Below are 19458 nucleotides of genomic sequence, written 5' to 3'. Positions count from 1 at the left end.
CCTTTGATTTCGAGGCCCATGGCATGTCGATACAGATCGCAGTGATAGATGATTGGCAGAACGTCGCCAGTGACGTGGTGGATTGGTCGGCGCTGGACGGCGTGGGTCAGGTACATTTTCTCCACGACTACCCCGCTGATACGGCGACAATGGTTGAACGCTTGAAGGGCTTCGAGGTGATTTGCGTCATGCGCGAACGCTCCACCTTCGACAAGGCCTTGCTGCAAGGGCTGCCCAAGCTAAAATTGCTGGTCACCGGCGGTATGCGCAATGCTGCCATCGATATTGCCGCCGCCAAGGCCCTGGGTATCCAGGTGTGCGGCACCGACAGCTATAAACATGCGGCGCCGGAACTGACCTGGGCGCTGATCATGGCCTCTACGCGCAATCTGCTGGCCGAAGCCAACTCGCTGCGCGCAGGCGGATGGCAGATGGGCCTGGGCGGTGACCTGCATGGCAAGACCCTGGGCGTGCTCGGCCTGGGCAGTATCGGCCAGAAAGAGTCCATACATAGGAGCGAGCTTGCTCGCTCCTACACTGATCGGCATTAGACGTGATTATCCGATTTGATCACGGCATTTTCACAAGGCCTTCACTTTTCGACCTATAAGGTCAGGCCTACCTACTCCAGTGAATCACTTGGCCCGCCCTCTCCTCGCGGGCCTTTTTTTTGCGTGCGCAAACCTTTATCAGCCATCACGCCTGATCGCTGTCATGGTAAAGCACAGGGGCAGTTGCGCGGCCTGATGCTCATATTGATCGTAGAGTTCTTCCCGGTTGGAATGCGGGTATTCCTGCAAATGAGCGATCTGCAACTGCGCTGCGATAGCCGCGCTGACCACACTGCCCAGGGTATGTACATACCAATAGGACGTCGGCCCGGGCCGCTCGTCCTTCCCTTCAGAGACAATTGCCTCCTGCAGCACAAAGGGTTCACGCTGGAAGTAAGAACTGGAAGGCAGCATCGGGTTGGCCCCACAGGGGTCAAACACCTCAAGAAAGGGATGGGTTTCGTACATGACCAACGTACCGCCGGGCTTCAGCACAAGGGCAACCTGGCGCATGAACAACGCCACATCCGGCATCCAACCCAGTACGCCAATGGTCACCAGGGCAATATCGAACCGTGCCTGCAAACGCTCCGGCAAATGGTGGATATCGGTCTCAATGAAATCAGGGCTGTGTGGCGAGACCTCGGCCAATTCCCGCGCCTGTTCAAGAAACGCCCGGGATTGATCAACCCCCACCACCGAACGGGCCCCCAAGCCATACAACGAAAGGCTTTCGCGTCCGTTGTTGCAGCACAATTGCACCACGTCCTTGCCCACCACACCTATCTCATGCAGCAACGCGGTGATAGTGGGGTCAAGGCAGGAAAAGTCAGGTTCGGCCAGCGAGGCCAGTAGCTTCGTCCAGGTCGCCGTGTCTTTGTGCAACCGGGCCGATTCGTCCCAGGCGTTTTTATTGCTGGCAATCGCCTCTTGCGCTGAGGGCATGTCCATTGCGTCTCCAGAAAGTCAATACAGCGGGCTTAGGAACATAAGCCAAATATCTGCCAGATAAAACCCGCAGTACCAGCGAAACTTATAGCCAAGCCTACCGGTCATTAAGCCATCGCGTGTTCAGCCATTGAACGCCGCTCTCGAAGATCGCACTGTGGCCCATCATTCAGATCTGCGTACCGCCCTTTCCCTGGACAGCCTGAACTTCTTCCTCGCGGATGTTCGCGACGGTCTTGGGCCGTACCTGGCGATCTACCTGCTGGCGGTCCATAAATGGGACCCGGCCAGTATCGGCGTAGTCATGACCCTGGCCGGTATCGCCGCCTTGATCACCCAGGGCCCGGCGGGTGCGCTGATCGACCGAACCCGCAGCAAGCGTGCAGTCATCGCGATTGCCGCGCTGCTGGTCACCGGCAGTTGCCTGATACTGCCCTTCGTCAGTTCATTTGGCTGGGTGGCGCTGACCCAGGCCGCCAGCGCCGTTGCCGCATCGGTATTCGCCCCGGCCATTTCTGCCATCTCCCTTGGTATTACCGGCCCCCGTGCTTTCACTCGGCGTACCGGGCGCAACGAAACCTTCAACCACGCCGGCAACGCCGTGGCCGCACTGCTGGCCGGGGGCCTGGCGTATCTGTATGGGCCTGTGGTGGTGTTTTACCTGATGGCGTTTATGGCAGTCGCCAGTGTCATTGCGGTCAGCTGTGTTTCTGGCAAGGCGATTGATCATGAGGTGGCCCGTGGCTTCGATCCCGCCCATCACAGCGACCATGAGCAGCCTTCGGGCCTGACCGTCTTGCTGGCTAACCGCCCGTTGCTGCTGTTCGCCGTCTGCTGCGCGCTGTTTCACCTGGCCAATGCCGCGATGCTGCCACTGGTCAGCCAGAAGCTGGCGCAGATCAACCTGCAGATGGCCACGCCCCTGACCTCAGCCTGCATTGTCGCCGCACAGTTGGTCATGGTCCCGATCGCCTGGCTGGTCGGGCTCAAGGCAGATATCTGGGGGCGCAAGCCGCTGTTGCTGGCCGGCTTTCTGATACTGCCGCTGCGTGGCGTGCTGTATACCCTGTCCAGCGATCCGTATTGGCTGGTGGCGGTGCAGATGCTTGACGGTATCGGCGCGGGTATTTTCGGCGCGTTGTTCCCGGTCATCGTCAAAGACCTGACCCAAGGCACCGGGCGTTTCAATGTAAGTCTGGGTGCCCTTTCCACTGTGTTCGGCCTCGGCGCGGCGCTAAGCAGCAGCCTGGCCGGCTTCGTGGTGCAACAGGCCGGCTATAACGCAGCCTTTCTGACCTTGGCGGGCGTGGCGGGCGTGGCGTTGCTGCTGTTGTGGCTGGCGATGCCGGAAACCCTGGCAAAACCCAGCCTGCAGGTGCCGGTAATGGGCTGAAGCAGAACACCCCAGTCATCCAAGGTGCTCTGCCCGGCCTGCGTTCAGGAAATAAAGATGCCTGCGCCATTCAACTGAGTCATGTTCACGCCCATTAACATCACCGAGTTGTCACCAAAGGCCAGCACGGTGTTGTCCTCGAACGTCGAGGCATAAGAGCGGTAATCGTAATCCTGGCCCAGGCCAGCCATACCCATGAACACCAGCTTATCGCTGGCCTGGTAACCCTGGATCCGGTCGTTGCCGAAGATGCCGTCGAACAGGAAGGTATTACTGCCACCGCCTGCAACCATCAGGTCATTGCCGGTGCCGCCGACAAATACGTCATTACCCGGGCCTCCGATCAGGTGATCGTCGCCGCCCAAGCCGAACAGCCAATCACCCGTAGCATGAGCGGTGAGGACATTGTCATGGGCATCGCCGTTGGTGGAGGCCGCGTAGTGCGTCAGGTCGTTACCGGCCAGCAGGCCATCGCCGGTCACCTTATAAGTGATGTCATTGGAGCCCCAAGGGATTGAAGTCCACGGTATATAGGCCGTTTCTTTGCTGACCAATGCGCCGATATCCCGGGTCATACTGATACCGCCATAGGCGTCGTTGACATACAACGTGCCATCGCCGTCATTGGCAAAGCTGAAGGCGCCCAGTGGCTTTTGCAGTTCGAAGACGTTACTGCCCTGCCCCCCCAGCAGGATGTTGTAGCCGCCGTCATCGCGGAAACGATCATCACCTGCGCCACCTTCCAGGAAGTCATTGCCCGCTCCGCCCTTGAGCAGGTCGTTGCCCTCGGTACCGAAGATGAAGGTATTGCCGGTGTGTTTTTCGGCGTAGCGGTTCAGGTCTTGCACCCAGGTGGTTTCACGCGTGGCCTCGCTGAGGCTGGAGAGTACGATGGTCGAGTCTTTGCTGGTCAGGTCGTAGAAATCCGAGGACGCGATACGCTTCATGCCTTGGATGTAACCGTCCAGGGAGTGAGCCTTGCCGACTCCCCAGTTGAGGGCATTGGGTAAATGCGCCCAGGCTGAGGCGTAGTTATCGGTAAAGCTGACCAAGTTATTGGCCGCCGAATCCCAAACGCTATCGTTACCCCAGCGCAGTGCCGATGTATTGATGCCTTCGCCATCAATGGCCTTGAACACCAGGTCATTCTCATAGCCGATATTCAAGATCCGAGTGTCACCCGAACGTTGTGTGGGTGAGGCAAAGGTGACGTAGTTGGCATCCTCGAAGAAACCGCCCCAATGATCATGGCTCAAGGTCGCCAAGCTGTTGGCCCCGAGTGCGCCGAGGCTATGGCCGGTGACCAGGATATCCTTGCCGGTCAAGCCCTGGCTCCTGGCGTAGCTGGCGACGTGCTCCAATAAGCCACTGAACGCGAACTGAGCATAATGGGCGGCGTATCCGGGAACGGCGGCAGCAGCCAGATCGCTGGCGACGTCGCCCAATCCATCCCAGGACAAGCCAAAGGACGTCCCACGAAAGGCAACCCCCATGGCGATCAGCTTACCCACGCCATCGTACTGTCCCACAATCTTGACGTTGGCGGAGGGAGCCAATACCGTCTCGCCCCAAAAGGTGCCGTACTCGTCGACTTTCTGCGTCACCCCCAGTGCTTGCGCACCGATAGGCGCCCAACCGCCAGCGGTCAGCGGTTGGCCGCTGGCGTCATAAGCGTAATCGGACAAGGCCAAAGCGTCGTTCAACAGCGCCTTGGCCTTCTGGCCCGTCATGCTCTTGTAATCGAAAACCCCCATACCGATTGCCCCTTTTCAGATGACTTTTGATGTGGCCGCAGTGCCCATTGCCGGGACAGATTGGTGATGGACGGGAAAAGACTGTCAATCGTTACCTAAAAAATGAATACCTGCCCGCGGGCCCGAGCTTTGATTTCAGCGCTTCGAATCACACAAGGCGCGGAACATCGTCGTCGACTGCCATACAACTGTCGCCTCACATATGCGACAATGCGCGCCAAATTCCAACACACATCCCAAATTTTCCGCTCAGCGACCGGGTTTCGCGCCTTGATGTCGCTGTTGACGCATGCCTGAAGGCACCTGCCGTCACGCTCGCAACCCATTGATAGGTAAAGTAATTGATCTCCACAGCTAACATCACCATGCAGTTCGGCGCCAAGCCGCTCTTCGAGAACGTCTCGGTCAAGTTCGGCGCCGGCAACCGCTATGGTTTGATCGGGGCCAACGGTTGCGGCAAGTCGACCTTCATGAAAATCCTCGGTGGCGACCTCGACCCGTCCGGCGGCCAGGTCATGCTGGAGCCGAATGTGCGCCTGGGTAAACTGCGCCAGGACCAGTTCGCCTACGAAGAATTCACCGTGCTCGACACCGTGATCATGGGCCACGAGGAGCTGTGGAAGGTCAAGGCCGAGCGCGACCGTATCTACTCGCTGCCGGAAATGAGCGAAGAAGACGGCATGGCCGTGGCCGAGCTGGAAACCGAGTTCGCCGAAATGGACGGCTACACCGCCGAATCCCGCGCCGGTGAGTTGTTGCTGGGCCTGGGGATTCCCCTGGAGCAGCATTTCGGCCCGATGAGCGAAGTGTCCCCAGGCTGGAAACTGCGTGTATTGCTGGCTCAGGCGCTGTTCTCGGACCCTGAAGTGCTGTTGCTCGACGAACCGACCAACCACCTGGACATCAATACCATCCGCTGGCTGGAAAACATCCTCACCCAGCGCTCCAGCCTGATGATCATCATCTCTCACGACCGTCACTTCCTGAACAGCGTGTGCACCCACATGGCTGACCTGGACTACGGCGAGCTGCGCCTGTTCCCGGGCAACTACGACGAGTACATGACCGTGGCGACCCAGTCCCGCGAGCAGTTGCTGTCGGACAACGCCAAGAAGAAAGCGCAGATCTCCGAACTGCAATCCTTCGTCAGCCGCTTCTCGGCCAACGCCTCCAAAGCCAAGCAGGCCACGTCCCGTGCCAAGGCGATCGACAAGATCCAACTGGCCGAAGTCAAGCCGTCGAGTCGTGTGAGCCCATTCATCCGTTTCGAGCAGAATAAAAAGCTGCACCGCCAGGCGGTCATGGTCGAGAAGATGGCCAAAGGTTTTGACGGCAAGCCGCTGTTCAAGGACTTCAGCTTCCAGGTTGAAGCTGGCGAGCGCGTGGCAATCATCGGCCCGAACGGTATCGGCAAGACCACCCTGCTGCGCACCCTGGTCAACGAACTGACCCCGGATGCCGGCAGCATCAAGTGGACCGACGCCGCCGAACTGGGCTACTACGCCCAGGACCATGCCCACGACTTCGAAGACGACGTGAGCCTGTTCGACTGGATGGGCCAGTGGACCCAAGGCGAACAAATGATCCGTGGCACCCTGGGCCGCATGTTGTTCTCCAACGACGAAATCCAGAAGTCGGTCAAAGTGATCTCCGGTGGTGAGCAAGGCCGCATGTTGTTCGGCAAGCTGATCCTGCAAAAGCCGAACGTGCTGATCATGGACGAACCGACCAACCACTTGGACATGGAATCCATCGAGGCGCTGAACCTGGCACTGGAAAACTACCCGGGCACGCTGATCTTCGTCAGCCACGACCGCGAGTTCGTATCGTCCCTGGCGACCCGCATCATCGAGTTGAGCCCAAGCGGCGTGATCGACTTCAGCGGTACCTATGACGACTACCTGCGTAGCCAGGGTGTGGTGTTCTAAGAACGCCCTCAGCTTCCAGGGCAGTCAGATCCAAATGTGGGAGGGAGCAAGCCCCCTCCCACATTGGTTAGAGCAGTGGCATCATGGCCGTACCGCCCGCCAGCGATCGAGTACCCATGCCTGCCGCCCCCTCCTCCCTGTCGATCACCCTGCAGATCGTCTCCATCGTGTTCTACACCTTCATAGCCTTTATCTGCATCGGCCTGCCGATTGCGGTGATTCCAGGCTATGTGCACGAACAACTGGGTTTCAGCGCGGTAGTCGCCGGGGTCACCATCGGTTCGCAATACCTGGCCACGCTGCTCAGCCGCCCAATGGCCGGGCGGATGTCGGATAACGTCGGCACCAAGCGTGCGATCGTGCTGGGCCTGGCCGGCATCCTGATCAGCGGCGTGCTGACCTTTATCGCCACTCTGGTGGACAGCCTGCCAGCCTTGAGCCTGGGCATTCTGATCGTCGGTCGCCTGTTGCTGGGCGTGGCCCAGGGCCTGATTGGCGTGGGCACCATCAGTTGGTGCATGGGCGCGGTGGGGACTGAACACACGGCCCGCTCGATCTCCTGGAATGGCATTGCCTCCTACGGCGCCATTGCCGTTGGTGCGCCGGTCGGCGTGGTGATGGTGGCGGAATATGGCTATACCAGCCTGGGAGTTGCCCTGTCGGTGTTGGCGGGGCTGGGGCTGGTGCTGATCCGCAATAAACCGTCGGTGCCGGTGGTGCGCGGTGAGCGGCTGCCGTTCTGGGCAGTGTTCGGGCGCATCGCACCGTTCGGCACCAGCCTGTGCCTGGCGTCGATTGGCTACGGCACGCTGACGACCTTCATTACCCTGTACTACCTCAATCGTGGCTGGAGCGGCGCGGCGTATTGCCTGACGGTATTTGGCGCGTGTTTTATTCTGTCGCGCCTGATGTTCATTTCTGCCATCAGCCGGTTTGGTGGGTTTACCGCCGCCATCGCCTGCATGAGCATCGAAATCCTGGGCCTGACGCTGCTGTGGCTGGCGCCGTCCACCGGCGTCGCCTTGATCGGTGCCGGGCTGACCGGCTTTGGCCTGTCGCTGGTGTACCCGGCGCTGGGGGTTGAAGCCATCAAGCAAGTGCCGGACAGCAGCCGAGGTGCGGGGCTGAGTGCCTATGCGGTGTTTTTCGACCTGGCGCTGGCGATTGCCGGGCCGTTGATGGGCGCCGTGGCGTTGAACCTCGGCTACGGCTGGATCTTCTTCTGTGCCGCGTTGCTGTCGGTCAGCGCACTCGCCCTGACCGTACTGCTCAGGCGCCGCGCCTACTGATCAGCGGTCTGCAGGCCGGCACGCGTCGCCTCACCGAGGGTTCGGCTGAAAAAGCGCCCGGCTTCAGAGACCATATCGCGGTGAATACCTTCGCGGTCGACGCCATCGGCATCGGTGCAGATGCCTGGCATTGTCGCCAGTTGATCGCTGTCGCATGGCGCCATGAATACAAAGTGCCCTGCCCCGGCCAACAGCTTGAAGTCCGGTGGCTCTGGCAGTTTGCGCGCCAGGGCGGCGGCGTTCTTGTCCACCGCCACCAGCTGGTCGCCATCGCCACTGTAGAGCAGCACCGGCACGTGCACATCAGCCAGGGTGTGGCGGCCAAACATCAGGCTCAGTGGCGCCATCAGCATCAAGGCATGGATGCGTGGGTCGGCCTGGGGCTGCAAGTCGTCGCGGTCGACCACCAACTCGCCCTTGGTGGTGCAGGCATCACGGTCCTCGGGGCGTTGTTGGCAGTAACGGCGCAGGCGCTCGAAATCCGGCTTGGCGCCCGCCAGGATCAGCGCGGTTTCGCCACCGGCTGAATAACCGATCACGCCAATCTGATCAACATCCACAAAGGGCGACAGCATGGGATCAGCCAGGGTCGCGGTGATCGCCTGGGAGATCTGGATCGGCCGGCCATACAGATTACTCACAGTGCCCAGGCGGCTGTGGTCCTTATAGTTGTCGCCGGGATGCAGGACCGCCACCACCACAAATCCCTTGCGCGCCAGTGACGTGGCCAGATCATGCAAGGCCAGGGGCGTGCCGGTATTGCCGTGGGACAACATCAGCATGGGAAAACGGCCGATGGCAACCTTGGCGTCTTCACTGGCCGCGACCTGATAGGCGCCCAGCGGCGTGGTGCGTTCGGTGTCAGTGGAAGGGTAAAACGCAATGGCCTTCATCGGCTGCGAATCCAGCGGGTCGAGCACGCTCATGCGATGAAACCCCACACTCCAATGCGGGTGCGGTGCCGGTGCAGCGTGCACTGAAAGCAGGCCGCTAAGCAGCGAAAGAACCAGAACAGCACTAAGACGCATCATGGGGATGTCCACCTTTGCTGCGTAAGAACCGGCATGTCGAATAAAAGTCCAGGTATCGGATCCCTATCTGCATAACCTCTGCATAACCTGGGCCACAAACGAAAAAACTCCGTACTCCGCTCGCGATCAGGCGATCAGGCGATCAGAATACAGAGTTTAGGCGCCCGGCTTCAGAATGAAACCGGGCAACGGCTTAATTTACACAAGCCTTACGCGGCGGCGAACAACTGCTGGTTGATCCGCACGTTGGCGTCGTTCAATGCTTTGCTGCGCGCTTCATCACCGTAGGCCAGCCCTTCAGCGCGGACGATTTCAATATTGGTGATGCCGAGAAAACCGAACAGCAGTTTCAAGTAGCCTTCATGGGCAGCGCCAGATGCCTGATCCGCGTGCAAGCCACCGGCCGTGGACACGATAATCACCTTCTTGTTACCGCACAGGCCTTCAGGGCCGGCTTCGGTGTAGCGGAAGGTCTGGCCGGCAACCGCGATGCGATCAATCCAGGCTTTCAACTGGGTAGGAATAGTGAAGTTGTACATCGGTGCGCCTACCACTATGGCATCGGCGGCGAGGAATTCAGCCAGCGACGATGCACTCAGTTCCGCCTCGTGCTTTTGCGCGGCATCGCGCAGTTCGGCCGCAGTGCCCAGTGCACCCAGGGTAGCGCCGGAGAAGTGGTTGATGCCTTCGCTGGCCAGGTCACGGTAAGTCACTTGCACACCCGGTTCAGCCGCTTGCCATGCCTTGACCACACCGGCACTGAGTTGGCGGGAAGCCGAGTTGTCGCCGAGGATGCTGGAATCGATATGCAATAGTTTCATGGTGGATCTCCGAGGTGGGATCGACAGTGGCGATCAGATGGTGGTGATGCTACGCATGAAACCAATAGTCGATAAGCCATCTGAAATGCGATAGTTTGTCCTACTGACAGGACAATAGGCCGACCATGCAAGACCTCAACGATCTCTACTATTTCGCCAAAGTCGTCGAAGCCGGCGGTTTCGCCGCGGCGGGCCGGCTGCTGGGGATTCCCAAGTCCAGGCTGTCACGGCGCATTGCCGAGCTTGAAGAGCGCCTGGGAGCGCGCCTGCTGCAACGCACTACCCGACAACTGACCCTGACTGCCGTGGGCGAGCGTTACTTGCGCCATTGCCAGGCGATGTTGCTGGAAGCGGAGATGGCCGATGAGGCCGTGGCGAGCATGTCCAGCGAGCCGCGTGGACGCCTGCGGGTCACGTGCCCGGTGGGTCTGGCCCAGCAGATCCTGCCGGAATTGGTGGCAGGCTTTCTGGCCGCGCACCCGTTGGTGCAATTGGACATGACCTTGGTCAATCGCCGTGTTGACCTGGTCGCCGAAGGCATTGACGTGGCGCTACGCGTGCGAGAGTTGGGCGACGAAGACCCGCTGCTGGTCACCAAACGCTTGCGCCAGGCGCATACCGTGTTGGTCGCCAGCCCTGGCTTCATGCGTGATCGGCAAGTCGAAACCCTGGAAGACCTCAAACAACTGCCCATACTCGGCGCACTTGAGGCGGACCGCATGGTGCACCAACGCATTATCGACCCGCAGGGCAATGCCCATGAGTTGGTGATGGAGGCCCGCCTGGGCATCGAAGACTTTATCGTGCGCAAGACCAGCGCGCTGCTCGGCGTCGGCTTCACCGTGCTGCCGATGATGTATTGCGAAGAGGAACTGGCCAGCGGCCGCCTGGTGCAATTGCTGCCGCAATGGTCATTGCCGGGCGGCTGGTTGCAAGCCGTATACCCGCATCGGCGCGGCGTGCTGCCGGCGATCCGCGCGTGGATCGACTATTTGGAAGAAGGCTTCAAAGGCTGTGGAGATCGATTGTTATGAGCATGACTGAAGCACAAGTGGCCGCGTTCTGCCTGACCCTGCCCGGTGCGCGGGAAGATTATAAGTGGGGCGGTGTGCGGGTGTTCTCGATTGCCGGCAACAAGATGTTCGCCCTGCAGAACCTGCGCGGCGAGTCGCTGGCGTTCAAGGTCGACAAGGAACTGTTCCTGGGCCATGTCGACCGCCCCGGCATCCACCCCGCACCGTATCTGGCGCGGGCGCAGTGGATCATCATGAATACGCCCTACCCGCTGGGCGCCGATGAGCTGCGTGGCTTGTTGCAGCGCTCCCACCAACTGGTGGTGAGCAAACTGCCCAAGCGCACGCAGGTCGGTTTGTTGCTAGAGGATTGAAAGCAGCGTACCGCCCAGGAACAGCTGGTCCAGCCAAAACACCTGATGCAGCAGCACGATCACCCAGAACAGCACCTGGTAAGACACCTTGCGCGTCTTGTGCCTGAACACCTGCTGGGCAATCAGCGCACCCGGCCAACCGCCTGCCAGCTCGACAGCGTGCAGAATGTTTTCCGGGATGCGCCGGCCCTCGGTCTGCGCCTTGCGCTTGTCGCTCCAGTACAGGAAGAACGCCACCACACTGACCACGCCATACGCCGCCAGCGGGATCACCGTCTCGCCGCGATACCACAGCACCGCTGAACCCAACAGTGGCGCGGCGCATAACAACACAAAGATCAGCGCCTTCAGGCGTGGATGCTGGATGCTCATGGCTTGACCGCAGTCCAGTCGATCCAGCCGAATTGCCAGGTCGCCAGGATGACCAGGCCGAAGGCAATCCGGTACCAGGCAAAGACCGCGTAGCTGTGGCTGGCGATGAACTTGAGCAAGCCCTTGACCGCGATCATGGCGAAAATGAACGAGGTGACAAAACCTATGGCGAATACCGGGAAGTCCGCCGGCTGGAACAGGTCGCGGTACTTGTAGCCCGAGTACACCGCTGCCCCGACCATGGTCGGCATGGCCAGGAAGAACGAAAACTCGGTGGCCGTCTTGCGCGACAGGCCGAACAACAGGCCGCCGATAATCGTCGCACCGGAGCGCGAAGTGCCCGGAATCATTGCCAGGCACTGGGCCAGGCCGACCTTGAGGGCGTCTTTCCAGGTAATGTCATCCACCGTTTCAGCGCGCACCGCATGTTGGCGCTGTTCGGCCCACAACATGATCACCCCACCGACCACCAGGGCACTGGCGACGGTGATCGGGTTGAACAGGTAATGCTTGATCAGGTCGGCAAAAATCACCCCCAATACCACCGCCGGCAATACGGCGATGATCAGGTTGACGGTGAAACGCCGGGCCTTGGGCTGGGTCGGCAGGCCGATGACCACATCGAGGATCTTGCGGCGAAACTCCCAGACCACCGCCAGGATCGCGCCCAGCTGGATGATGATATTGAAAGCTTCGAAACGCTCGCCGCCGAAATTGATCAGGTCGGCGACGATGATCTGGTGCCCGGTACTGGAGATCGGCAGGAACTCCGTCAGCCCCTCGACGATGCCGAGAATCAATGCCTGTATGGCGGTCCAAAAATCCATGCTCTCTCCAAAGGTCATGCGCGTGGCATGCCTCTTAGTCTTTTTTAAAGTTCACTGACGACGAGCGCACTCAAGCGCCCGCGGTTGATTCTCAACGCCGGTCTGCAAAAATTCCGTGAAAAATCAGGCAGTACTCAGGTTTTTCGATTCCGGGCCGAAAGCCTATCAGACACGCCGGAAATCTCGAAGCAGCACCACAATTATAAAGAGCATGGAGTGACAGGACGATGAACAGTTTGCGCAGCATGTCGATCAGCCGCCGCCTTTGGCTGATCCTGATAGTCGCCGTGTTGATGCTGCTGGCCTTGGGGCTGCTGATGCTGAACCAGATCCACGGCGACCTCTACCAGGCCAAGCGCCAGCAGACCCAGCACGTGGTGCAAACCGCTAGCGGCGTGCTCGGGTATTACCAGAACCTGGAGAAAACCGGGGTACTGACCCGTGACGCCGCGCAGCAGCAAGCCCTGAGCGCGGTGCGTGGCCTGCGCTACGACCACGATGACTACTTCTGGATCAACGACCTCACCCCCGTGATGATCATGCACGCGGCCAACCCCAAGCTCGATGGCCAGAACCTCTCGGCGATTCGTGACCCGGATGGTTTCGCCGTGTTCAATGAGTTCGTGATCCTGGCCAAGGCCAAGGGCGCCGGGATCGTCAACTATCGCTGGCCGAAACCGGGCGCCGACGCACCGGTGGAGAAAACCTCCTATATCCAGCTGTTCGAACCCTGGGGCTGGATTATCGGCTCCGGCGTGTACGTCGATGATGTGCAGGCCGAGTTCAAGACCCAGGTATGGAAAGCCTCGGCAATCGGCCTGGGCATTGCGCTGATGATGGCCGTGCTGGTGGTGCTGATCGCCCGCAGTATCGTGCAGCCATTGCAGGCGGCGGTGAATGCCATGGGCAATATTGCCAGCGGTGAAAGCGACCTGACCCGCAGTCTCGACACCCATGGCAGCGACGAGCTTACTCAGCTGGCCCGCCACTTCAATGGCTTCACCGCCAAGTTGCGCCAGGTGGTCGGCCAATTGCAGGTATGCGCGAACGCTTTGGGCCAGTCATCCACCGAGTTGGGCCACAACGCCAGCCAGGCCCACGACCGCAGCCAGCAGCAGTCGCAGCAGATGGAACTGGTGGCTACCGCTATCAATGAAGTCACCTACGGCGTGCAGGACGTGGCCAAGAATGCCGAGCACGCGGCCAGCGAAATGCGCGATGCCCAAGCCCAGGCGCAACAGGGCCAAGTGAATATCGACGGCAGCTTGCAGCAGATCGATCAGCTCTCCTCCACCATCAGCCAGGCTGTGGAGGTGATCCGCACCCTCTCCAGCGAGAGCACGCAGATTGGCGGCGTACTCGAAGTGATCCGCTCCATTGCCGATCAGACCAACTTGCTCGCCCTCAACGCCGCCATCGAAGCTGCCCGCGCCGGGGAGCAAGGCCGTGGCTTTGCGGTGGTCGCCGATGAAGTGCGCTTGCTGGCCCAGCGCACGAAAAAACCCACCGCCGAGATCCAGGTGATGATCGAGCGCCTGCAAGGCCACTCGGAAGCGGCGGTCAAGGTCATCAGCGACAGCCACAGTGCCTCGCAACTGACCATCGAACAGGCCGGCCAGGCCGGAGCCAGCCTCACCGCCATCGGCCAGGCACTGCACAACCTCAACGGGTTGAATGCTTCGATTGCCAGCGCCACCCTGCAACAAGCCCATGTGGTGGAAGACATCAACCAGAACGTCACCCAGGCGGCCGGGCTGTCCCACAGCACGGCGCTGGCGGCGGAACAATCCAGCGTGGCGAGTGCGCAGTTGCGGGGCTTGAGTGAACAGCTTGATGGGTTGCTGCGCCAATTCCGAATCTAGCGCCGGGTAAATTGTGGGAGGGGGCTTGCTTAGCCTTATGTAGGAGCGAGCTTGCTCGCGAAAAACCCAGAGGCGCCGCGTTTACTCAGGAAGCACGCGTTACCGTTGACGTTTTTCGCGAGCAAGCTCGCTCCTACACGGGGCATGGTGGCGAGCCCCCTCCCACATTTGTATTGCTGTGTTTTGAGGATCGGTGAGCTCTGGGTACAATCACCGCCCTCTCCCACTTCCCAAGGATCCGCCATGTCCGGGCTTGAACTGTTCGCCGCCGCCCTGGGGGTGATCGCTGTCTGGCTGACGGTCAAACAAAACCCTTGGTGCTGGCCCATCGGCCTGGTGATGGTGCTGCTCTACACCTGGGTGTTTTTCGAGGTCAAGCTTTACTCCGACATGCTGCTGCAAGTGGTCTACGCCGCGTTGCAGGTGTATGGCTGGTGGCAATGGACCCGTGCCGGCGAAGTCAAACAGGGCCGTCAGGTCACCAGCCTGCGAGCGCCTGCGATCCTGACCAGCCTGGCCGTAGGCGCCGTCGGCAGCCTGTTGCTCGGCGCCGCCATGGCTCACTGGACCGACGCCGCCCAGCCCTGGCTCGACGCCGCCCTCACCGGTTTCAGCCTGGTGGCGCAGATGTGGATGGCGCAAAAACGCGTGCAGTGCTGGGCGCTGTGGATTGTCGTTGACGTGATTTTTGTCGGGCTGTTCCTCTACAAAGGCCTCTACCTCACAGCCGCGCTCTATGCACTGTTTACCGTGATTGCCGTACAAGGCTGGCGCGAATGGCGCGCCGACCCGGCGTTGCACTCATGAAGGTGGTGGTACTGGCAGGCCCGGAATCCAGCGGCAAAAGCTGGTTGGCGGCGCAACTGCACGCGCACTTCGGCGGGTTGATGGTGGGTGAATACGTGCGGCATTTCATCGATCACCATCAGCGTGACACGACCCTGGCGGATATCCCCGCCATCGCCCATGGCCAATTAGCCTGGGAAGACAGCGCCCGCGCCCGGCACCCTGCGCTGTTGATCCTCGACACCCACCTGCTGACCAACAGGCTATGGAGCCAGACCCTGTTTGGCGATTACCCCGGTTGGCTTGATGACGAACTGCTGGCCCGGCAGTACGACCTGCACCTGCTGCTCTCCCCCGAGGACGTGGAATGGAGCGCCGATGGCCAGCGCTGCCAACCGGAACTGGCCGACCGCCGGGCGTTTTTCCAGGCCAGCCTGGAGTGGATGCAAGAGCATCAACAGCCGGTGGTGGTGATTCGCGGGGATTGGGAGCAGCGTCGCCAAGCGGCATTTTCCGCAGTAGAGCAGTTGCTCAAGCGCTGACACACTTCCCCTGTGGGAGCGGGCTTGCCCGCGAATGCTATGTATCAGCTAGCACATGCATAGACTGACCCACCGCTTTCGCGGGCAAGCCCGCTCCCACATTTTTACCGTACCAGGCTTTAGTAACCCAACGACAAGCCCGTATTGCGCCGCGGATCGTTCGCCCCATAGAAACGATTGTTACCCACTGGCTTGCCACCCAGGGAAGGCGCGCCTACCAGGATCGCCGCCAAGTGGTTGGCATCTTGCGGGCCTGCAAACTTATGGCCCCAGCTTTCGAGGATCTTCTGGGTATCCGGGCTGACCGCAAAGGTCTCAAGGTTAGTGGTCTCGGGCATCCATTGCTGATGGAAGCGTGGTGCGTCGACCGCTTCCTGGATATTCATCTTGTAGTCGATCACATTCAGGATGGTCAGCAAGGTGGCGGTGATGATGCGGCTGCCACCTGGCGTGCCGACCACCATGACCGCCTTGCCGTCCTTGGTGACGATGGTCGGGCTCATCGACGACAGCGGCGCCTTGCCCGGTGCAATAGCGTTGGCCTCGCCCTGCACCAGCCCGTACATGTTCGGCACGCCGACCTTGACGGTGAAGTCGTCCATTTCATCGTTGAGGATCACCCCGGTCTTGCTCGCCATCACCCCGGCACCAAACCAATCGTTGAGGGTGTAGGTCACCGAGACCGCGTTGCCCCATTTGTCGACGATCGAATAGTGAGTGGTGTTGTTGCCTTCGTGGGGTGACACACCTGGCTTGATCGCCTGGGAATCACCGGCCTTTTGCGGCTCGATGGCGGCGCGCAGCTTGGTGGCGTAGTTCTTGTCCAGCAGATGCTCGATCGGGTTCTTCACGAAATCCGGATCGCCGAGGTAGCTGTTGCGGTCCACGTAGGCATGGCGCATCGCTTCGATCTGGTAGTGCAGGCCCTGGGCCGAGTGATAACCGAGGTCGGCCATCGGGTAGCCTTCGAGGATGTTCATGATCTGGCAGATCACCACGCCGCCCGAACTGGGTGGCGGCGCCGAGACCACATGATAACCACGGTAATCGCACTCGATGGGCGCCAGTTCGCGGGTCTTGTACTTGTCGAGGTCAGCCTGGGTGATGATGCCCTTGCCGGCCTGGCTGGAATCCACCAAGGCCTTGGCCACCCAACCTTTATAGAAACCGTCGGTGCCCTTGGCGGAGATTTCCTTGAGGGTTCTGGCCAGGTCTTTTTGCACCAATTTCTGGCCCACCTGCAGCGGTTGGCCGTTGTGCAGGAAGATCCCGCGCAAATCCTGATCTTTCTCGAATTCGCCAGTGGCGGTGTGCAACAGGTCGATATCGCCCTGCTCCAGCTCAAAGCCGTTTTCCGCCAGTTTGATCGCCGGGGCAATCACTTGGGCGCGCTTGAGAGTGCCGTATTTGCTCAGGGCCAGTTCCATGCCGGAAACGGTACCCGGTACGCCGACCGCCAAATTGCCTTTGGCGCTGAGGCCCTCGACCACGTTGCCGGCCTTGTCCAGATACATGTCGGCGGTAGCCGCCAACGGGGCCTTTTCGCGGAAGTCGAGGAAGGTCTTGCGTCCGTCCGCCAGTTGCACGGTCATGAAACCACCGCCACCGAGGTTACCCGCCGCCGGGTACACCACCGCCAGCGCGTAGCCCACGGCAACGGCTGCATCCACTGCGTTGCCGCCGGCCTTGAGCACATCCACGCCGACATGGGTGGCCAGGTGCTGGGCCGTCACCACCATGCCATTTTCACCGGCTACCGGCGCCTGGGAAGCGGCTTGTACTCCGTTGACCGTCAACACCAATGCGGTGGCGATCAAGGTTCGGCGCAAAGGTTGGTATTTCATCCATGGCTACTCTGGTTATTGAGATGCACCAAAATAGCCCCTCCCCGATTCAATCCCCAGCGCAATGGCGTTTTTATTACAGAACTTGTCGGTCATGGAACGGGCGCGTAACGAAACGGCGAATAAACCGAATGTGGGAGGGGCTTGCTCCCTCCCACATTTGTACCGTCAATGGCGCTAGAATCAACGCCACTTTTTCGCCGCCGCTTTGATACGAGCCTTTTTCATGAGCTTTGATTTCGACACGCTCCACCCACGCCACGGTACCGGCAGTACCAAGTGGAGCCGTTACCCGCAAGACGTTCTGCCGATGTGGATCGCCGATATGGACATCGCCGCGCCGCCCGCTGTATTGCAAGCCCTGCACACGCGCCTCGACCAACAGATTCTTGGCTACAGCATGGCCGGCCCGGATGTGCGCGAGGCCATCATCGCGGACCTGTGGGCCAAGTACGCCTGGCGCGTACAACCTGAAGAACTGCTATTTCTGCCTGGCGTCGAACCTGGTTTCAACATGGCCTTGCACGCCTTCGTCCAACCCGGCCAGGCGGTAGTGCTGCAAACCCCCAACTACCGGCCGATTCGCCTGGCACCCGGCAACTGGAACCTGCCGCGCATCGAAATGCCGTTCGAGTTGATCAACGGCGAATACGTCACGCCAATGCCTGCGATGCGCCAGGCATTAAGCGGTGCCGGTGCGCTGCTGCTGAGTAACCCGCACAATCCCATCGGCAAAGTATTCCCCCGCGAAGAACTGCAGGCTGTGGCCGACGCCTGCCTTGACAGCGGCGTGCTGATCATCAGCGACGAGATTCATGCCGAGCTGTGCTTCGATGGTCGCCGGCATATCCCCACTGCCAGCCTCAGCCCCGAGATTGCCCAGCGCACTATCACCCTGATGTCGGCGAGCAAGGCGTATAACGTGGCCGGCTTGAAGACCTGCTTCGCCGTGGTGCAAAACGCCGAGCTGCGCGAGCGCTTCAATAACGCACGCTGCGGCATGGTCGACAGCGTCAGCCCCCTGGGCCTGGAAGCCACTCGCGCGGCCTACAGCCAATGCGGCGACTGGCTCGCTGCGCTGTTGCAGTACCTGCAGGCCAACCGTGATTACCTGCTCGATGCGCTAAAGACCCGCCTGCCCGGTGTAGTGATGCACGCACCACAAGGTACCTTCCTGGCGTGGCTCGATTGCAGCGCATTGGGCCTGGAAGACCCGCAACGGTTCTTTCTGGAACAGGCCAGGGTCGGCCTGAGTGCCGGGATTGAATTTGGCGATGACAGCCAACAGTTCGTGCGCCTGAACTTCGGTTGCCCACGGGCGATGCTCGAGGAAGGTATACAGCGCATGGAACGTGCCTTGCGCCAGCGCTGACTTGCCCAGCGAAACATTCGTGGGAGGGGTAAGCAATCCCCACCCACGTTATCCATTCACAACTTGGCGATGGACACTTCCGTCGACTTCACAAAGGCAATCACTTCGCTGCCCACCTTCAATTCCAGGTCACGTACCGAGCGCGTGGTAATCACCGAAGTAACAATGCCGGACGCCGTCTGCACGTCGATTTCCGACACGACTTCCCCCAGCAGAATTTCCTTGATTACGCCTTTGAACTGGTTGCGCACGTTGATCGCTTTGATGGTCATGTCGGCTTTCCTTTTGGCTGTTGGGTCAATCCGCACGAATGCGCAGGCCCCCAAAATGCGCCTCACGAGAAAACATTAAAAGGAATAAATAACTATTTATCCATTCCATAATGATATATGAGAGAAATATCCTTCGGCGCCCATCTGCCCGGCGCCGCACGCTCGACAGCGACGTATGACCGCATATCTTGTGCGTTGACCAACCTTGTTACACACCATATAGTGTGCCCACAAACAGAACAGACCACTACATAGTGTGCAGAATCGGTATTTACCGACCACACTCAGCGCAGTATTTCAATGCCTGGTAGCCTGCAAATCGCACATTTTTTGGACGGGTTGAACACCGTCAGAACGGATCAGAAGGGAGTATTTCAATGCTGAGTTGGGATGAAGTCGACAACGAAGACACCGGTGCAGCGGTGATCAAAGGCGCCAACGCCGGCCACGCCACCGAAGCCAACATGGACCGCCTCGAC

Annotated in this window: 17 protein-coding genes and 1 pseudogene; 10 read left to right on the top strand and 8 right to left on the bottom strand. The window is 60.1% G+C overall.

Going from position 1 to position 19458, the window contains the following annotated elements; all coding sequences use genetic code 11:
• Positions 1 to 23: 23 nt before the first annotated feature.
• Positions 24 to 500, top strand: a pseudogene (locus E4P00_RS27820) (NAD(P)-dependent oxidoreductase); the annotation flags it as partial.
• A 189-nt stretch (positions 501 to 689) separates the two neighbouring features.
• Here E4P00_RS27820 and E4P00_RS27815 read toward each other — a convergent pair.
• Positions 690 to 1502 (bottom strand): class I SAM-dependent methyltransferase, encoded by an 813-nt coding sequence (locus E4P00_RS27815; protein WP_248133412.1) that lies wholly within the window; start codon positions 1500 to 1502, stop codon positions 690 to 692.
• Positions 1503 to 1656: 154 nt separating this feature from the next.
• On the opposite strand from E4P00_RS27815, the gene E4P00_RS27810 reads away from it, so the two are divergent.
• Complete coding sequence (locus E4P00_RS27810; RefSeq protein ID WP_005788510.1) at positions 1657 to 2892, top strand: MFS transporter; 1236 nt, start codon at positions 1657 to 1659, stop codon at positions 2890 to 2892.
• Positions 2893 to 2936: 44 nt separating this feature from the next.
• Here E4P00_RS27810 and E4P00_RS27805 read toward each other — a convergent pair whose 3' ends face one another.
• Complete coding sequence (locus E4P00_RS27805) at positions 2937 to 4646, bottom strand: polyurethanase (RefSeq protein ID WP_248133411.1); 1710 nt, start codon at positions 4644 to 4646, stop codon at positions 2937 to 2939.
• A 341-nt stretch (positions 4647 to 4987) separates the two neighbouring features.
• Here E4P00_RS27805 and E4P00_RS27800 point away from each other — a divergent pair, with 341 nt between their 5' ends.
• On the top strand, positions 4988 to 6574 hold the full coding sequence (locus E4P00_RS27800; protein WP_003191057.1) for an ABC-F family ATPase: 1587 nt from the start codon (positions 4988 to 4990) through the stop codon (positions 6572 to 6574).
• Between the two features lie 116 nt (positions 6575 to 6690).
• Complete coding sequence (locus tag E4P00_RS27795; protein WP_032875653.1) at positions 6691 to 7863, top strand: MFS transporter; 1173 nt, start codon at positions 6691 to 6693, stop codon at positions 7861 to 7863.
• Here E4P00_RS27795 and E4P00_RS27790 read toward each other — a convergent pair.
• Together E4P00_RS27790 and E4P00_RS27785 are read right to left on the bottom strand one after the other, a co-directional pair.
• A complete protein-coding gene (locus E4P00_RS27790; RefSeq protein WP_032875656.1) occupies positions 7857 to 8894 on the bottom strand; it encodes a dienelactone hydrolase in 1038 nt (345 codons plus the stop codon). The two genes, E4P00_RS27795 and E4P00_RS27790, sit on opposite strands and share 7 nt — an antisense overlap.
• Before the next feature lie 209 nt (positions 8895 to 9103).
• Positions 9104 to 9715 carry an FMN-dependent NADH-azoreductase gene (locus E4P00_RS27785; RefSeq protein ID WP_005788514.1) on the bottom strand — a complete coding sequence of 204 codons (612 nt, stop codon included), beginning with the start codon at positions 9713 to 9715 and terminating at the stop codon, positions 9104 to 9106.
• A gap of 125 nt (positions 9716 to 9840) precedes the next feature.
• On the opposite strand from E4P00_RS27785, the gene E4P00_RS27780 reads away from it, so the two are divergent.
• Positions 9841 to 10749 carry a LysR substrate-binding domain-containing protein gene (locus E4P00_RS27780; RefSeq protein ID WP_005788515.1) on the top strand — a complete coding sequence of 303 codons (909 nt, stop codon included), beginning with the start codon at positions 9841 to 9843 and terminating at the stop codon, positions 10747 to 10749.
• Positions 10746 to 11102, top strand: coding sequence for an MmcQ/YjbR family DNA-binding protein (locus E4P00_RS27775; RefSeq protein ID WP_103734264.1), 357 nt, complete (start codon positions 10746 to 10748; stop codon positions 11100 to 11102). Before E4P00_RS27780 ends, E4P00_RS27775 begins: the two co-directional genes overlap by 4 nt.
• On the opposite strand, the gene E4P00_RS27770 is transcribed toward E4P00_RS27775, so the two are convergent.
• Complete coding sequence (locus E4P00_RS27770) at positions 11091 to 11474, bottom strand: DUF1294 domain-containing protein (RefSeq protein WP_103734265.1); 384 nt, start codon at positions 11472 to 11474, stop codon at positions 11091 to 11093. The two genes, E4P00_RS27775 and E4P00_RS27770, sit on opposite strands and share 12 nt — an antisense overlap.
• The gene (locus E4P00_RS27765) at positions 11471 to 12301 is read right to left on the bottom strand and encodes an undecaprenyl-diphosphate phosphatase (RefSeq protein ID WP_005788518.1); all 831 of its coding nucleotides are present in this window, start codon (positions 12299 to 12301) and stop codon (positions 11471 to 11473) included. Before E4P00_RS27765 ends, E4P00_RS27770 begins: the two co-directional genes overlap by 4 nt.
• 227 nt (positions 12302 to 12528) lie before the next feature.
• On the opposite strand from E4P00_RS27765, the gene E4P00_RS27760 reads away from it, so the two are divergent.
• The 3 genes from E4P00_RS27760 to E4P00_RS27750 all read left to right on the top strand — a co-directional run bounded on the left by E4P00_RS27760 (position 12529) and on the right by E4P00_RS27750 (position 15491).
• On the top strand, positions 12529 to 14163 hold the full coding sequence (locus tag E4P00_RS27760) for a methyl-accepting chemotaxis protein (RefSeq protein ID WP_248133410.1): 1635 nt from the start codon (positions 12529 to 12531) through the stop codon (positions 14161 to 14163).
• A 243-nt stretch (positions 14164 to 14406) separates the two neighbouring features.
• Positions 14407 to 14970 carry a nicotinamide riboside transporter PnuC gene (gene pnuC / locus E4P00_RS27755; RefSeq protein ID WP_148854540.1) on the top strand — a complete coding sequence of 188 codons (564 nt, stop codon included), beginning with the start codon at positions 14407 to 14409 and terminating at the stop codon, positions 14968 to 14970.
• Positions 14967 to 15491 carry an AAA family ATPase gene (locus E4P00_RS27750; RefSeq protein ID WP_078821440.1) on the top strand — a complete coding sequence of 175 codons (525 nt, stop codon included), beginning with the start codon at positions 14967 to 14969 and terminating at the stop codon, positions 15489 to 15491. Before pnuC ends, E4P00_RS27750 begins: the two co-directional genes overlap by 4 nt.
• Before the next feature lie 119 nt (positions 15492 to 15610).
• Here the strand turns inward: E4P00_RS27750 and ggt are convergent, their stop codons facing one another.
• Positions 15611 to 17335, bottom strand: coding sequence for a gamma-glutamyltransferase (gene ggt, locus E4P00_RS27745; protein ID WP_248133409.1), 1725 nt, complete (start codon positions 17333 to 17335; stop codon positions 15611 to 15613).
• Between the two features lie 226 nt (positions 17336 to 17561).
• Here ggt and E4P00_RS27740 point away from each other — a divergent pair, with 226 nt between their 5' ends.
• Positions 17562 to 18707 (top strand): PatB family C-S lyase, encoded by a 1146-nt coding sequence (locus E4P00_RS27740; RefSeq protein WP_248133408.1) that lies wholly within the window; start codon positions 17562 to 17564, stop codon positions 18705 to 18707.
• 56 nt (positions 18708 to 18763) lie between these two features.
• Here E4P00_RS27740 and E4P00_RS27735 read toward each other — a convergent pair whose 3' ends face one another.
• Positions 18764 to 18979 (bottom strand): TOBE domain-containing protein, encoded by a 216-nt coding sequence (locus E4P00_RS27735; RefSeq protein ID WP_003173733.1) that lies wholly within the window; start codon positions 18977 to 18979, stop codon positions 18764 to 18766.
• Positions 18980 to 19458: the final 479 nt, after the last annotated feature.

The sequence above is a fragment of the Pseudomonas sp. B329 genome (genome assembly GCF_023127835.1).
Lineage (GTDB): Bacteria > Pseudomonadota > Gammaproteobacteria > Pseudomonadales > Pseudomonadaceae > Aquipseudomonas > Aquipseudomonas synxantha_A.
Note: the sequence above shows the minus strand (reverse complement) of the source record. Positions and strands in the feature narration are given on the sequence as shown.

Excerpts from the sequence above, each read along its gene's own strand:
- E4P00_RS27780 (WP_005788515.1), top strand. The coding sequence starts at position 9,841 with ATGCAAGACCTCAACGATCTCTACTATTTCGCCAAAGTCGTCGAAGCC.
- E4P00_RS27815 (WP_248133412.1), bottom strand. The coding sequence starts at position 1,502 with ATGGACATGCCCTCAGCGCAAGAGGCGATTGCCAGCAATAAAAACGCC.
- E4P00_RS27735 (WP_003173733.1), bottom strand. The coding sequence starts at position 18,979 with ATGACCATCAAAGCGATCAACGTGCGCAACCAGTTCAAAGGCGTAATC.
- E4P00_RS27805 (WP_248133411.1), bottom strand. The coding sequence starts at position 4,646 with ATGGGGGTTTTCGATTACAAGAGCATGACGGGCCAGAAGGCCAAGGCG.
- E4P00_RS27785 (WP_005788514.1), bottom strand. The coding sequence starts at position 9,715 with ATGAAACTATTGCATATCGATTCCAGCATCCTCGGCGACAACTCGGCT.
- E4P00_RS27740 (WP_248133408.1), top strand. The coding sequence starts at position 17,562 with ATGAGCTTTGATTTCGACACGCTCCACCCACGCCACGGTACCGGCAGT.
- E4P00_RS27790 (WP_032875656.1), bottom strand. The coding sequence starts at position 8,894 with ATGATGCGTCTTAGTGCTGTTCTGGTTCTTTCGCTGCTTAGCGGCCTG.
- E4P00_RS27775 (WP_103734264.1), top strand. The coding sequence starts at position 10,746 with ATGAGCATGACTGAAGCACAAGTGGCCGCGTTCTGCCTGACCCTGCCC.
- E4P00_RS27770 (WP_103734265.1), bottom strand. The coding sequence starts at position 11,474 with ATGAGCATCCAGCATCCACGCCTGAAGGCGCTGATCTTTGTGTTGTTA.
- E4P00_RS27765 (WP_005788518.1), bottom strand. The coding sequence starts at position 12,301 with ATGGATTTTTGGACCGCCATACAGGCATTGATTCTCGGCATCGTCGAG.
- ggt (WP_248133409.1), bottom strand. The coding sequence starts at position 17,335 with ATGAAATACCAACCTTTGCGCCGAACCTTGATCGCCACCGCATTGGTG.
- pnuC (WP_148854540.1), top strand. The coding sequence starts at position 14,407 with ATGTCCGGGCTTGAACTGTTCGCCGCCGCCCTGGGGGTGATCGCTGTC.
- E4P00_RS27760 (WP_248133410.1), top strand. The coding sequence starts at position 12,529 with ATGAACAGTTTGCGCAGCATGTCGATCAGCCGCCGCCTTTGGCTGATC.
- E4P00_RS27795 (WP_032875653.1), top strand. The coding sequence starts at position 6,691 with ATGCCTGCCGCCCCCTCCTCCCTGTCGATCACCCTGCAGATCGTCTCC.
- E4P00_RS27750 (WP_078821440.1), top strand. The coding sequence starts at position 14,967 with ATGAAGGTGGTGGTACTGGCAGGCCCGGAATCCAGCGGCAAAAGCTGG.